This window comes from Variovorax sp. GW458-11-26-14-LB1 (assembly GCF_059423965.1).
Map to the genome: position 1 here is coordinate 1 of NZ_JBWKYW010000040.1, position 12,999 is coordinate 12,999.

A 12,999-nucleotide genomic window follows, 5' to 3' on the forward strand; every position below is an offset into this window, starting at 1 on the left:
CCGCCGCCCCCACCACCGCCACAGGCCGCCAGCAGCACGATCACACCGGCCATGGCGCTGCAGCGCCCGTAAGAACTCACTCGCTTGGAAAGCATCCGACGCCTTTTTGGAGAAACCCGCTCTCCGGCTGGAGCGCCCAATTGTTTCTGAATGTCTATTTTTGTAATTAACCTGCGCCAAAGCCATCCCCGAAATTGGGTAAACGCAGCGGCGCATGCCTGTGCGGCCTCAAGGCGAAGGGGCGGACACAAGGTCCAAAAGGAGATCGTGAAAGAGACGGTGCGGCCCGCCCCCGTGGGGCCATCAGACCAGCCGCAGGTCCTTCACCGCCGCACCGCCGAACACCCGCGCCACCTGCGCAGTCGACAGCCCGTACATCCGCTGGAACAACCCGCCCAGCACCGCCCGGTACTCGTTGAGCACCGCGTGGTCGCGGTTCTGGAACAGCGTGGCCTGCGTCAGCGGCTGCTGCTCGCCCACGACGCGCCCGCCCGCCTGCGCGGCCAGGCCGCCGCCGAGCACCCAGTACACGGTGCCGTGCCCGTGGTCAGTGCCGCGGTTGCCGTTCTCGCGGAAGGTGCGGCCGAACTCGCTGACGACGACCACCACGGTCTGGCGCCAGGCGGGCTCGCCCATCTCCTGCGCGAAGCCGGCCACGCCGCGGCCCAGCTCTTCGAAGCGGTTGGCCAGGTAGCCCTTGGCCGCGCCCTGCCCCACGTGGGTGTCCCAGCCGCCGACGTCGACAAAGCCGATGTCGAAGCGCTCGCGCATCAAGAGCGCCATGCGGCGCGCGACCTGCTCGAAGCCCTTGGGGCTCATGGCGTTGCGGCTGGCGGCGTCCATCTCGGCCTGCATGGCGCGCACCACCTCGTCGCGCACCTGGAAGCCCTCGGCCACGGGCTGCGCGAGCGCGGTGTTGCGGTACATGGACGCAATGATCTGGCTCTGCCGCGCATCGAGGGCCTGCCGCGCCACGCCCGCGAGCGCCATGTTGGCGGCCTTGGCGTCGTCGCCGCGCAGCACGATGGGCAGCTGGTCGGTGAAGGCGATGGGCGACACGTCGGCCAGCGGTCCGGCGCCGAGCACGCCGGCCAGCCGGTTGAGAAAGCCCGAGCGGTAGTCGCGCCGCGCGTTGTCGGGCGCCACGCCGAGCTCGATGGCGTCCTGCGTCTCGAAGTGGCTGCGCGTGAGGTCGTCGGTGCCGGCGAAGGCGATGAAGGCCGCCTGCTTGCGCTGGTACAGCGGCAGCACGCTCTGCGCAAGCGCCGGGTGCAGGCCCCAGTCGCCACCCTCGAGCGGCAACGCGCCGTCGGGCGTGCCGGGCCGGGGGATGGCGATGTTGGGCCGCGAGGCGTAATAGAAGTCGCTGTTCGCGGTGGGCACCAGCAGGCTGGTGCTGTCGTAGGCGCCGCGCAGGAACACGACGAGCAGCTTGGTGCCCTCGGCAGCGGGCGCGGCGACCACACGCGCGGCGGCGCCGGCGAAGGGTGTGGCGGCGAGGAGTTGCAGCAGGTGTCGACGTTGCATGACTGAGCCTTTCAACGCCGCATCAGCTCGGGCGATGCGAGCAGGAAGGTGTTCCACTCCGGCGGGTTCTTCGCCTGCGCGAGCGCCTGTTGCGTGTCGGCGCTCAGGCCGGGCTGCAGCGCATGCACGGCGCGTGACTCGGCCAGCGGCGGAAACGGCGGCTTCTCGAGCGGCGCCTTGTCGTCGGTGCGGAACAGCACGGCGCCGCCCGTGCCGATGGCGCGCGCAATTTCGAAGCGCGTGTTCATCTGGCCCGCGCTGGCCCAGGCGGCCTCGTTGAGCGGGTAGCCGTCGGGCGTCTCGTGGGCGTACAGGGTCTCGCCCATGCGGTTGATCCAGCCGATCATCGGCGTGGTGTTGAGCACCACGCGCTCGTCGTAGGCCAGCCGCACGCCCGCCACCACGTAGTGCACGGGGTCGCGGAACTTGCGGCCCAGCGAGGCCGCGAACTCGCGCGACTCGAACAGCGTCTGTAAGACGGCCGCAATGTCGCCGTCGCTGCGCGTGAAGGTGGCGGCCATGCGCTCGACCAGCGCGGGCGGCGGCTCGTCGGCCACGAAGTACACGGCGAGCTTGCGCGAGATGAAGCGCGCGGTGGCCGGCGCGCGCGCCAGGCGGTCGAGCGCCTCGTCGGTCTCGGCCAGGCCGCGCGCCTGGATGGGCTGGCCCAGGAAGGTCTTCGCGCCGTAGTCGTGCCGGTTCGGGTGGAACTCGAACAGGCCCTGGCGCACGTAGTCGGCGCGCACGGCCGGGCGCACCGCGGGCGGCGCTGCGTCGGGCGGCTGCACGCTGACGCCCACGCCGGTCAGCACGCGCGCCAGCTCCTGCACGTCGGCCTGCGTGTAGCCGCCGCCCACGCCCAGCGTGTGCAGCTCCATGAGCTCGCGCGCGTAGTTCTCGTTGATGCGGTTGGCGGCGTTCTGCGCGTTGTCGAGGTAGCGCAGCATGGCCGGGTGCCGCGCGGTCGCGCCCAGCAGGTCGCGGAACTTGCCGAGCGCGCGCGGGCGGATGGCGTTCTCTTCGTAGTCGCCGACCATCGCGCGCACCAAGTCCTTGCGGATGCTGACGCTGAAGTGGTTCATCCAGAACCAGGTCATCTGCTCCTGCAGCTGGTTGGGCGAGTACAGCGCGCGCAGCAGGAAGCGCTGCTGCGCCTCGCGCGCGAGGGTGTTGAGTTCCTGCTGGTAGGCCGTGCGTGCGGCCTTCTTCGCTTCTTCGTCGGGCAAGGCGTCGGCGGCCTTGCGCCGGGCGTCGAGCGCGAAAACGAGCTGGTCGAGCGGCGTGCGCGAGATGGCCATGGCGTCGATCTGCGCCTGCGCCGCCGCGGGCAGCGGACGCGGCGCGGGGCGCAGCTGGCGGCCCATCCAGCGCGGCAGGCCGTCGCGCGCCAGTTCGGCCTGGCTGCCGGCGTTGGCGCCCCAGCTCACGCGATCGAGCCAGCGCAATTGCGCGGCGGGCGTGTCGGCGGCATGGCCCAGCGCCGTGAGCGGCGGGCCCTCGGGGCGCAGCAGGCCGGTGGAACAGGCGGTGAGCGCCAGCACGGCGGCCAGCGTCACGGCGATCGCGCGCGAGCGGTGCAGCTTCGGAAACGGCATGCGGTCGATCATGAACCGATCAACCGCTTCGCGATGTAGGCGGTTGACCGACCTCGGCCCGCGCTCAGGTAAAGCTGAAGGTCAGCTTCGTTTCAAGGCGAAACGAACGGGGCTGCTACCCCGCGCGCTCAGGCCGTGGCGGTGCGACTGGGCTCCGCGCCCGCGATCTGCCGCAGCGCGCGCTCGAACACCTCGACCGGCTGGCCGCCGGAGATCAGGTGCTGGTCGTTGATGATGATCGCGGGCACCGAATGGATGCCGGCGTCGGTGTACAGGCGCTCGCGTTCGCGGGTTTCCTGCGCGAACTCGTCGCCCGTCAAAATCTCGCGGGCCCGCGCCGCGTCGAGTCCCGCCTCGGTCGCCGCGCGCACCAGCACATCGATGTCCGAAGGGTTCTGGCTGTCGGTGAAGTAGGCCTTCAGCAGCAGCTTCTTGAGCGCCACCTGCTTGGCCGGGTCTTCCAGCTCGGCCCAGTGCAGCAGGCGGTGGGCGTTGAAGGTGTTGTACACGCGGGGCCGGCCCCCGGCGCTGAACTCGAAGCCAACGGCCGCGCCGCGCTGGCGGATCGCCTCGCGGGCCTGGGCCTGCTGCTCGCGCGAGGAGCCGTACTTCTGGTTCAGGTGCTCGAAGGTGTCCTGGCCTTCGGGCGGCATCTGCGGGTTCAGCTCGAAGGGCTGGAAATGCAGCTCGGCCGTGACCTCCGGCGCCACCCGTTTCAGGGCGGCCTCGAGCGAGCCGAGGCCCACGGCGCACCAGGGGCAGGACACATCGGAAACGAAATCGATCTTGAGATGGGCGGTCATGGCGCCATTCTTCATGGCGCCACAACCCCTTTGTGCGCGCGGGGTCTTCAGGCCATGGCCTTGCGGCGCTCGCGCTCCGTGCGGGCGCTGGCCAGCGTTTCTTCGCGCAGCCGGTCGTACTCGGCCTTGTCGACCGGCACCGCGTTCGGGTTGCCCAGGTCGTGCATGTGGACGCGGTAGGTCTCGCGGGCGCTCATGGCGGCCAGCGCGGCCAGCACGGTCACGGCGAAGGTGATGGCACCCACGGTGAACCAGATGTTGGTCGAACCCGGAGGCGCCACGGCGGCGAACAGCGCGGGCAGCAGCGCGGTGAAGGTGGTGCCGATGTTCTGCGAGATGGCCATCGCCGACACGCGGTTGCGGGTGCGGAACAGCTCCGGGTAGAAGCTCGGGAAGGTCGCGTTGTAGCCCTGGTACACGATGCCCCACATCAAGAGCGACATGCAGATGGCCAGCGGCACGTTCTTGATGCTGATGGCGTACAGGTACACGAACGACAGCAGGCCCGACGCCAGGGCGCCCACGATGATCGGCGGCTTGCGGCCGATGCGGTCCGACAGGTTGCCCACGAACGGGATCACCAGCACGGCCAGGATGTTGCCCAGCACGGGAATCCACAGGTACACGTCTTTCTGGAAGCCGATGCCGTAGGCGGCCTGCACCGCGTAGGCCGCGCCGAACACGGTGGCGACCACGGGAATCACGTTCATCAGCGCCATGCAGATCACGCGCAGCATGTCGCCCCAGCTGTCGGTCAGCGCCTGGACGATCGGCGCCTTGGCCACTTCGCCCTTCTGGTCGACTTCGGCGAAGGCCGGCGTCTCGTCGACCTCGCGGCGGATGATGTAGCCGGCCACGATCACGATGAAGCTCAACAGGAACGGAATGCGCCAGCCCCACGAGTTGAAGGACTCTTCAGGCATGTAGTGCGCCAGCGGCAGGAACACGGCGGCCGCCAAAATCTGGCCGGCCTGCACGCCCTGCAAGGTGAAGCTCGCGAAGAAGCCGCGGCGCCCGAACGGCGCGTGCTCCAGGATCATCGAGCTCGCGCCCGAAATTTCGCCGGCCACCGCGAAGCCCTGCACCAGGCGCAGGAACACCAGCAGCGCCGGCGCCAGCAGGCCGACCTGGTCGTAGGTCGGCAGCAGGCCCACGGCCACGGTCGAGAAGCCCATCAGGAACATGCACAGCACCAGCACCTGCTTGCGCCCGTGCGTGTCGCCCCAGTGGCCGAGCACGAAGGCGCCGATGGGGCGCGCGACATAGCCCACGCCGTAGGTCGCGAGCGACGCGATGATGGCCGTGGTCGGGTCGCCCTTGGGAAAGAAGATCTGCGGAAAGATCAGCGCCGCGGCGGTGGCGTAGATGAAGAAGTCGTAGTACTCCAGCGCCGAGCCGATCCAGCCGCTGGCGGCGGCTTTCCTCGACTGGTGCTTGCCTTGCGGCTCTTTGGCGGATGGGTGGGCCATGGGTTGTCTCCAGTGGTGTGACGAAGGTGTCGGATGCGAGGGGAAAAAATCAGTCTTGTTGTTGGGGCTGCTGCGCCTGCGACGCCATGCGCGCGGGTGCGTTGAGCGCGCCGTAGGCGTCGTAGCCGCCCACGCGCTGCGCGACCTCGAAGAAGAGGCCGCCGTCGAAACTCTCGGTGTAGATGTGCAGGTAGTCGCCGGCCGCCGAGCGGTCGAACAGCACGCCGGCCGCGCGCATGCGCGCCAGCAGCTCGGGCGCCACGTCGATGCGCGTGGCCAGGTCGTCGTAGTAGTTGTCCGAGATCGGCACGAAGCGCGTGCCGTTGGCGCGCAGCCGGGCCACGGTGTCGAAGATGTCGTCGCAATCGAGCGCGATGTGGTGCACCGCGCCGCCGCCGGTCACGCTCAGCGTGCGCGCGGTGCGCGTGCGCTGGCTCAGCGACACGTTCAGCACCAGGCGCAGGCTGCGGTCGGCATTGGCCACGCCGCGGCTGCGGATCAGGCCGAAGGGGTCGGCCAGCTCCAGGCTCTCGCCAGGCTCCAGGCCGAGCACGGCGCGCGTGAACAGCACCCAGGTGTCGAGCTGGTCGAGCGCCAGGCCCAGCGCCACGTGGTCGATGCGCGTGAGGCCCGCATCGCTGTCGCCCGGCCCTGCGTCCTCGAGGATGAAGTCGGTCTCGTACAGCCCGTTGGCGCCCAGCGCCTCGGGCACGAAGTGGATCAGGTTGCCACCCGGCGCCACGATGGCCGGCACGCGCAACTCGTTCGGCCCGACCGGGCTGTCGTGGCGCTGCGAGCGCATGGCGCTGGCGCGGCCCACGGCCGCGAGCGGGTCGGCGCAGCGCACGCCCAGCGCGCACACCGAGGTGCCGTGCGCCTCGAAACGGCGGCGCGCGAACGAATCGGGCTGCGCGTTGACGATGAAGTGGATGCCGCCCTGGCGGTACAGCGTGACGGCCTTGGAGCGATGGCGCCCCACACGGCGAAAGCCCAGCTGCCCAAGCAGCGCGCCGAGCGTGGCGGCCGAGGCCTCGTCGGCCGCGAACTCGATGAACGACAGGCCCGAGAGCGCCGGCGCGGGCGGCGGGTTGAACAGCTCCACGCGCTGCGGCTGCACGGGCGCATTCCCGTTGGCGAGCCGCTCGCGCGTTTCGCTTTCGAGGTACAGCAGCGAGCGCATCGCATCGACGGCGGTGCGGCGGTTTGGCGTCTCGCGGAAGATGTCGTTGAAGATCTCCAGCGACAGCGGCCCCGTGTAGCCCGCGCGGAGCACCTGCTCGAAGAAGCCGACCACGTCGAAGTCGCCCTGCCCCGGGAACGAGCGGTGGTGGCGCGCCCACTGCAGCACGTCCATCGACAACAGCGGCGCATCGGCCATCTGCACGAAAAAGATTTTTTCGCCCGGAATGGCGGCGATGCCCGCCGGGTCGTCCTTCAGCGACAGCGTGTGGAAGCTGTCGAGGATCAGCCCCAGGTGCGGGTGGTCGGCGCGCTGCACGATGTCCCAGGCCTGGGCGTAGCGCGAGGTGTGGCGGCCCCAGGCCAGCGCCTCGAAGCCCACGCGCAGGTTGCGGCGCGCGGCGCGCTCGGCCAACTCGTGCAACTGGGCGGCGGCGCGCGCCGGGTCGTTCACCGACAGCGGCGAGGTGTTGGAGCAGCACAGCACCAGCGGCGCGCCCATGGCTTCCATGAGGTCGAACTTGCGTTCGGCGCGCTCCAGGCTGCGGTGGAACTGCGCCTCGGGCATGCCTTCGAAGTCGCGGAACGGCTGGTACAGGTCGATCGACAGGCCCAGGTCGGCCACGATGCGGCGCAGCTCGGCGGCGGTGCCGCGGAAGTTGACGAAATCGGCTTCGAACAGCTCGATGCCGTCGAAGCCCGCGGCCGCAATGGCTTCGAGCTTCTGGCGGAGGGTGCCGCTGAGCGAGACGGTGGCAATGGCGCGATGCATGGGGATGGACTGTAGAAAGAGCCCGGGCGCGCCACAACGCAAATCAGCCCCGCCTGATCGATGATCGCACGCCAACGATCATCATTCGCACGAAATAGGGGTTACACCTAGCCCGCGCGGGAGTGCGGGCCGGGCGTTTTTTCAGAGGCTGCGCCAGTAATCGATCAGCATCTGCGCGAACTCGATCGGGCGCTCCACCGCGCTCAGGTGCGCGGCGTCGATGGTCGCCAGCCGCGCGCCCGGGATCTGCGCCACCATGGCCTCGGACATGGCCAGGGGCGTGGCCTCGTCCTGCAGCCCGCCGATCACCAGCGTGGGCGTGGCGATGCGGCGGTTGCTGTCGCGGAAGTCGATGGCGGCCACGGCGTTGCAGCTCTCGATGTAGCCCTGCGCGTCGGTGCGCACCAGCGTGTCGTGCAAGGTGCGCGCGGCCACCGCGCCCTCGGGCGTGGCGGCGTAGGCCGGCGTGAGCCAGCGCGCCACGGCGCCCGGGGCGATGGCGGCCACGCCCTTGGCGGCCACGGTTTCCGCGCGCAGGCGCCACGGGGCCTGGTCGGGGTAGTGCGCGGCCGAATTGGCGATCACCACGGTCTTGAGCTGCGCGGCGTGCCGCACCGCCAGCGCCTGCGCGGTCATGCCGCCCATCGACAGGCCCACGAAGTGCACGGGCTCGCCGCCCGTTTCGCGCGCGATCAGCTCGGACGCGTCCTGCGCCAGCGTTTCCACGCGCAGCACGCCGGGCACCACCTCGGAGCCGCCGTGGTTGCGGTGGTCGTAGCGGATCACCGTGTGGGCGCGCGCGAGCTGCGCGGCCACGCCGTCCCACATGTGCAGGTCGCAGCCGAGCGCATGGCTGAGCACGACGAAGGGGCCGTCGCCTTCGCGCACGACATTCAGGCGGGGGGAGGAAGTGGTCATGGTGTGGAGTCCTTCTGGGGAGAGGATGGAGAAGCAGGTTGTGCGAGACGCGGCAGCCACAGGAACGCGATGGCCAGCAGCACGGTGCCGGCCATCAGCATCGGCACGACCATCGGCCAGGCGCCATACGAAAAACTCGTGTCGACGAACAGCGCGGCGACCTGCCCCACGCAGAACGCGACCATCATCATGCCGAACCCGGACCACGACACGGCCCGCCCCGCCAGGTGCGGCAGGTCGCCCACGGCGCCGGCCTGCCCGCAGGGCTGGTGGATGCCGTGGCCGAGGCAGTACACGGCGTGGCCCGCCAGCAGCGGCACCGCGCTGTGCGGCATCAGCCAGCAGCCCAGCGCCTGGATCACGGCGCCGGTGATGCTCAGCACCGCGCCCAGGCGCACGGTGCGCATCGGCCCGAAGCGGCGCAGCAGGCTGCGGCACATCGTGGTGCTGAAGATGTAGACCAGCGAACCGCCGGCCGGAATCCAGCCGTACCACGCGGGCGACCAGCCGAGGTAGCCGATGTAGACCATCGGCGAGAGCAGCAGGAAGCAGAACAGCCCGCCGTAGGTGGCTGCGGCCACCGAGGCCCAGGCGCGGAAGGCGCGGCTCGCGAACACGGCGCGCGTGCTGCCGCGCGGCGCCGACGATTCGCCCTCGCCCCACGGCCGGCGGGTTTCGCCGAACGAGCGCCAGCACAGCGCGAACAGCACCACGGCATAGAGCGCCATCGCCACCATCACCCAGCGCCAGCCCGCGCCCTGCACCAGCCAGGCGCCGAGCAGCGGCGCCATGAGGCCGACCACGCCCAGCCCCGTGAGGCCGCGCGCCATGACGTGCGGGCCTTCGTGCGCCGGATACAGGTCGCGCACCGCGGCACGCGCGCACACGAGGATCGCCGCCATCGAAAAGCCCTGCAGCGTGCGCCAGCCCGCGAGCACCGCCACGCTGCCGGCGAACGCGCCGCCGAAGGCCGCGATGGCGTAGTAGCCCAGGCCCGCGAGCAGCACCGGCCGGCGCCCGAAGCGGTCGGCCAGCGGGCCGCACAGCAGCTGCGCAAAGCCGAAGGCCAGCACGAACAGCGTGAGGCTGGTGCTGGCCGAACCGAGCTCGCCCGCGATGGCGGGCAGCGCCGGCAGGTAGCTGTCGGTAGCGACCGGTTGTGCTGCGAGCAGCAGCGGCAGCAACAAGGTGAAGCCGACGTCGAAGCGGCCCTTGCCGCCCCGCCCTTCCGTCGCGCTCACTGCGCCGCCACTGGCGGCAGCAGGCCCTTCTCGCGCAGGATGTTCGTCGCGATGCCGAAGGCGTGGTTGGCCACCGGCACGCCGCAATAGATCGCGGCCATCATGATCACTTCCTTGATCTCGTCGGGCGTGAGGCGCGACTCGGGCGGGCCGTCGAGCGCGGCGCGCACGTGCATGGCGAACTCTTCGTAGGCATGGATGCCCAGCATCATCGACAGCACCATGAAGCGGCGCGTCTTGTCGCCCAGCGCGGGGCGGCCCCAGATGTCGTTCCACGCGTGGCGCGTGATGAGCTCCTGGAACTCGGCGTTGAAGCCGTTGCGGTTGGCGAGCGACTTGTCGACCCAGGCGTCGCCGAGCACGCGGCGGCGGTTGACGAGGCCGTCTTCGTAAGGGTTGCTCGGGGTTTCGGGGGCGGTCATGGCGAGAGTTCCTTGTCGGATGAGAGTTGGGCTTGCAGGGCTTTCACCTCTGCCACAGCGATCTGCCCCGCGTTCACGGCGAGCGCGGGGTCGAACCATTCGTCGGCCGCGTCGCGCGGCAGCTCGGCGCGCAGCCGGTCGATGTTGGCGCGCATGCGCGCGGCGTCGACCTGCAGGCCGGGCAAGGCGCCGGCCATGGCGCGCACGCTGCCGTGCGCCGACATCAACAGCTGCGGCCATTCGGCCAGCTCGGCCTGCCAGGCGCCGAGCGCGCGTTCGTGCTGCTGCGGCATGGCACCGAGCAAGGCGGCCACGCGCTGCGGCGCGCGGTGCGCGGCGGCGATGGCGACCATCGAGGCCACGGGGTTGCGCTTGTGCGGCATCGCCGACGAGCCGCCGCGCCCGGGTTCGCTGGGCTCGGCGACCTCGGCCACTTCGTACTGGCCGAGCAGCGAGATGTCGACCGCGACCTTGCCCAGGCTGCCCGTGAGCAGGCCGAGTTCGCAGCCGAGCGCGACCCATTCGTCGCGCTGCGTGTGCCATGTCGCGCCGGGGTCGCCCAGGCCGAGTTCCTTGGCCATGCGCTGGCGCACCGCGGCGCCCTGCCCCTTCATCTGCGCCAGCGTGCCGACGGCGCCGCCGAGCTGCAGCTGCAGCGCGTGCTTCGCGGCGGCGCGCAGGCGGGTGCGGCTGCGCACCAGCGGCGCGGCCCAGCCGGCGCACTTGAAGCCGAAGCTGGTGACCGAGGCCGGCTGCATCAGCGTGCGCGCGAGCATCGGCGTGTCGGCGTGCTGCACGGCCAGGCGAAGCAGCGCATCGGCGGCCTTGGCGAGGTCGGTCTCGACGAGTGCGACGGCTTCGCGCGTGACGAGTGCCATCGCGCTGTCGATCACGTCCTGGCTGGTGCTGCCGAAATGCACGAAGGGCACAGCCTCCGCATTGAACAGGCCCACCGCTTCGCGCAGTGCCTTCACCAGCGGGATGGCGACGCTGCCGGCGCGTCCGCTCTCGCGCACGATCTTGGCCACGTCGAACAGCTCGACCTTGCAGCTGCCGACGATCGAATGCGCGGCGCTCTCGGGAATCAGCCCCTCGGCCGCCTGCGCGCGCGCGAGCGCGGCCTCGAAGCGCAGCATGGCGTCGACGAAGGCGCGGTCGCTGAAGGCGCCCAGCGTCTCGGAGGTGGAAAGGAAGCCTTCAAAAATGCTCATGCGGGGTCCGGTGTTTTCAGTATTTCAGTTGGGCCACTGCGCGCAGCTCTTCAGGCGAGGCGGTGCCGAAGCCGAAGAACTCGAGGTAGGCCGGGATCATCTCGAACAGCATGTCGGTGCCGACCTGCACCTGGCAGCCCTTGGCTTTGGCGGCCTGCAGCAGCGGCGTGTACTCGGTCTTCATGACGACCTCGCCGACGAAGGTCTCGGGCGCGATGCGGTCCACGTCGAAGGGCAGCGGGTCGGTGTCCTTCATGCCCAGCGGCGTGGCGTTGACGACCACGTCGAAGCCCGCCGGGTCCTTCGAACCGGTAGCGACCTTCATCTGCGGATAGTGTTCGCGCAGCCGCGCGGCCAAGGCCTGCGCGGAGGCGTCGCTCATGTCGAACAGCATCAGCTCGGCCGCGCCGGCCGCCGCGATCGATGCCGCAATGGCCGACCCGACGCCGCCCGTGCCCGACACCAGCACCCGCGTTCCCTTGAACAGACGCCCCTTGCGCTCCACGCCGCGCACGAAGCCCGCGCCGTCGAACTGGTCGCCCAGCAGGCTGCCGTCGGGCCGCTTGAGCACGGCGTTGCAGGCGCCCGCGACGCGCGCGGTGGGCGTGACCTCGTCGACCAGCGACATCGTCGTGACCTTGTGCGGCATCGTGACCAACGCGCCGCGCAGGTTCGAAAACTTGAAGATCTGCGCGAGCGACACCGCGTAGTCCTCGGGCTTCACGCCCATGGGCACGACGACCGCGTCGATGCCCTGCTTGTCGAACCAGGGGTTGTAGATCATCGGCGCCTTGAAGGCTTCGGTGGGGTAGCCGATGTGGGCGATGAGCGTGGTCTTGCCGGAGATCATGGGAGTCGTCTTGTTCAGGAAGGTACGGGGTCAGGCCACGCTCGGGGATTGGTAGCGCAATGGCGTTGCGATCTCAGCGTGCATCGCCGGCGGATAGATGAGCTCGCGCAAAAAGTCGGCGTCGGCCTGCATCGCATCGGCCGCGTCGATGTGGCCGAAGTAGCGGAAGTAGTGCGGCATCTGCTGCACCAGCATCTCGAAGCCGGCCTGTGCGTTGAGCCCGCGCGCGCGGGCCGCGCGCACCAGCGGCGTGGGCTGGTTGCGCAGCAGGATGTCGAACAGCGCGGCGTGCGGTTCCATGCGCGCCACATCCAGCGGCAGCGCGTCGTCCTCGGCCAGGCCCAGCGGCGTGGCGTTGATGACGAGGTCGTAGCCCTCGGGTGCGTTGCTGTCAACTGCGACCACGGTCGCATCGAAGAAAGCGTCGAGCTTGGCGGCCACGCCCGCGGCCTTGCCGGAGGCGGTGTCGAAGAAGGCGATGTGCTCGGCGCCGTTCACCGTGCCGCCTTCGGCCAGCGCCACGCCGATGGCCGCGGCGCTGACGCCCGCGCCGAGGATCAGCACGCGCTTGCCGCGAAACGGCACGTTGCAGCGGTCGAGCGCGCCGATCAGGCCTTCGCCGTCGAACAGGTCGCCCTCGAGCTGGTCGCCCTCGGTGCGGCGCACCACGTTGACCGAACCGGCCACGCGGCCGAACAGGCCGCAGCCGTCGAGCAGGTCGACCACGCGCGGCTTGTGCGGCGGCGCGATCACCATGCCGCGCACGTTGCGCGCCAGGAAGGCCGACTTCATGAACACCGCGAAGTCGCGCACCGGCACCTGCATGGGCACCAGCACCGCGTCGATACCGTAGCGCGCAAAGGCCGCGTTGAACATGCGCGGCAGCCGCACGTTGCGGACCGGGTCGCCGGGGATGAGGTAGGCCTGGGTGCTGCCGGTGATGATGGGGCTCATGGGCGTGCTTCCGTTCGTCAATCGCTCGTTTCGGGGCGGAACAGCGGGCTTTATAGTC

The 12,999-nt window shown here is 70.2% G+C and carries 11 protein-coding genes; all 11 read right to left on the minus strand.

Going from position 1 to position 12,999, the window contains the following annotated elements; translation table 11 throughout:
- Positions 1–303 precede the first annotated feature (303 nt).
- Positions 304–1,527, minus strand: a complete 1,224-nt coding sequence (locus AC07YS_RS22920; RefSeq protein WP_495269132.1) for a DUF1501 domain-containing protein — start codon at positions 1,525–1,527, stop codon at positions 304–306.
- A gap of 11 nt (positions 1,528–1,538) precedes the next feature.
- Positions 1,539–3,134, minus strand: coding sequence for a DUF1800 domain-containing protein (locus tag AC07YS_RS22925; RefSeq protein ID WP_495269131.1), 1,596 nt, complete (start codon positions 3,132–3,134; stop codon positions 1,539–1,541).
- 116 nt (positions 3,135–3,250) lie between these two features.
- On the minus strand, positions 3,251–3,925 hold the full coding sequence (locus tag AC07YS_RS22930; RefSeq protein ID WP_495269130.1) for a DsbA family oxidoreductase: 675 nt from the start codon (positions 3,923–3,925) through the stop codon (positions 3,251–3,253).
- A gap of 47 nt (positions 3,926–3,972) precedes the next feature.
- A complete protein-coding gene (locus AC07YS_RS22935) occupies positions 3,973–5,394 on the minus strand; it encodes an MFS transporter (protein WP_095744853.1) in 1,422 nt (473 codons plus the stop codon).
- Positions 5,395–5,443: 49 nt separating this feature from the next.
- Positions 5,444–7,345, minus strand: coding sequence for a bifunctional sugar phosphate isomerase/epimerase/4-hydroxyphenylpyruvate dioxygenase family protein (locus AC07YS_RS22940; protein WP_495269129.1), 1,902 nt, complete (start codon positions 7,343–7,345; stop codon positions 5,444–5,446).
- A 141-nt stretch (positions 7,346–7,486) separates the two neighbouring features.
- On the minus strand, positions 7,487–8,263 hold the full coding sequence (locus tag AC07YS_RS22945; protein ID WP_495269128.1) for an alpha/beta fold hydrolase: 777 nt from the start codon (positions 8,261–8,263) through the stop codon (positions 7,487–7,489).
- Positions 8,260–9,504, minus strand: coding sequence for an MFS transporter (locus tag AC07YS_RS22950; protein ID WP_495269127.1), 1,245 nt, complete (start codon positions 9,502–9,504; stop codon positions 8,260–8,262). Before AC07YS_RS22950 ends, AC07YS_RS22945 begins: the two co-directional genes overlap by 4 nt.
- A complete protein-coding gene (locus AC07YS_RS22955; RefSeq protein ID WP_487847292.1) occupies positions 9,501–9,926 on the minus strand; it encodes a carboxymuconolactone decarboxylase family protein in 426 nt (141 codons plus the stop codon). The genes AC07YS_RS22950 and AC07YS_RS22955 overlap by 4 nt, the downstream gene beginning before the upstream one ends.
- Positions 9,923–11,137, minus strand: coding sequence for a 3-carboxy-cis,cis-muconate cycloisomerase (gene pcaB, locus AC07YS_RS22960; RefSeq protein WP_495269126.1), 1,215 nt, complete (start codon positions 11,135–11,137; stop codon positions 9,923–9,925). The genes AC07YS_RS22955 and pcaB overlap by 4 nt, the downstream gene beginning before the upstream one ends.
- Before the next feature lie 16 nt (positions 11,138–11,153).
- Entirely contained in the window at positions 11,154–11,987 is an 834-nt protein-coding gene (locus AC07YS_RS22965; RefSeq protein ID WP_495269125.1) for a shikimate dehydrogenase family protein, read from the minus strand.
- A gap of 30 nt (positions 11,988–12,017) precedes the next feature.
- Positions 12,018–12,941, minus strand: a complete 924-nt coding sequence (locus tag AC07YS_RS22970; RefSeq protein ID WP_095947409.1) for a shikimate dehydrogenase family protein — start codon at positions 12,939–12,941, stop codon at positions 12,018–12,020.
- Positions 12,942–12,999 lie beyond the last annotated feature (58 nt).

What these genes read in the sequence shown, in the direction of transcription:
- AC07YS_RS22920 (WP_495269132.1), bottom strand. Translation starts at nt 1,527, where the DNA reads ATGCAACGTCGACACCTGCTGCAACTCCTCGCCGCCACACCCTTCGCC.
- AC07YS_RS22925 (WP_495269131.1), bottom strand. Translation starts at nt 3,134, where the DNA reads ATGATCGACCGCATGCCGTTTCCGAAGCTGCACCGCTCGCGCGCGATC.
- AC07YS_RS22930 (WP_495269130.1), bottom strand. Translation starts at nt 3,925, where the DNA reads ATGACCGCCCATCTCAAGATCGATTTCGTTTCCGATGTGTCCTGCCCC.
- AC07YS_RS22935 (WP_095744853.1), bottom strand. Translation starts at nt 5,394, where the DNA reads ATGGCCCACCCATCCGCCAAAGAGCCGCAAGGCAAGCACCAGTCGAGG.
- AC07YS_RS22940 (WP_495269129.1), bottom strand. Translation starts at nt 7,345, where the DNA reads ATGCATCGCGCCATTGCCACCGTCTCGCTCAGCGGCACCCTCCGCCAG.
- AC07YS_RS22945 (WP_495269128.1), bottom strand. Translation starts at nt 8,263, where the DNA reads ATGACCACTTCCTCCCCCCGCCTGAATGTCGTGCGCGAAGGCGACGGC.
- AC07YS_RS22955 (WP_487847292.1), bottom strand. Translation starts at nt 9,926, where the DNA reads ATGACCGCCCCCGAAACCCCGAGCAACCCTTACGAAGACGGCCTCGTC.
- pcaB (WP_495269126.1), bottom strand. Translation starts at nt 11,137, where the DNA reads ATGAGCATTTTTGAAGGCTTCCTTTCCACCTCCGAGACGCTGGGCGCC.
- AC07YS_RS22965 (WP_495269125.1), bottom strand. Translation starts at nt 11,987, where the DNA reads ATGATCTCCGGCAAGACCACGCTCATCGCCCACATCGGCTACCCCACC.
- AC07YS_RS22970 (WP_095947409.1), bottom strand. Translation starts at nt 12,941, where the DNA reads ATGAGCCCCATCATCACCGGCAGCACCCAGGCCTACCTCATCCCCGGC.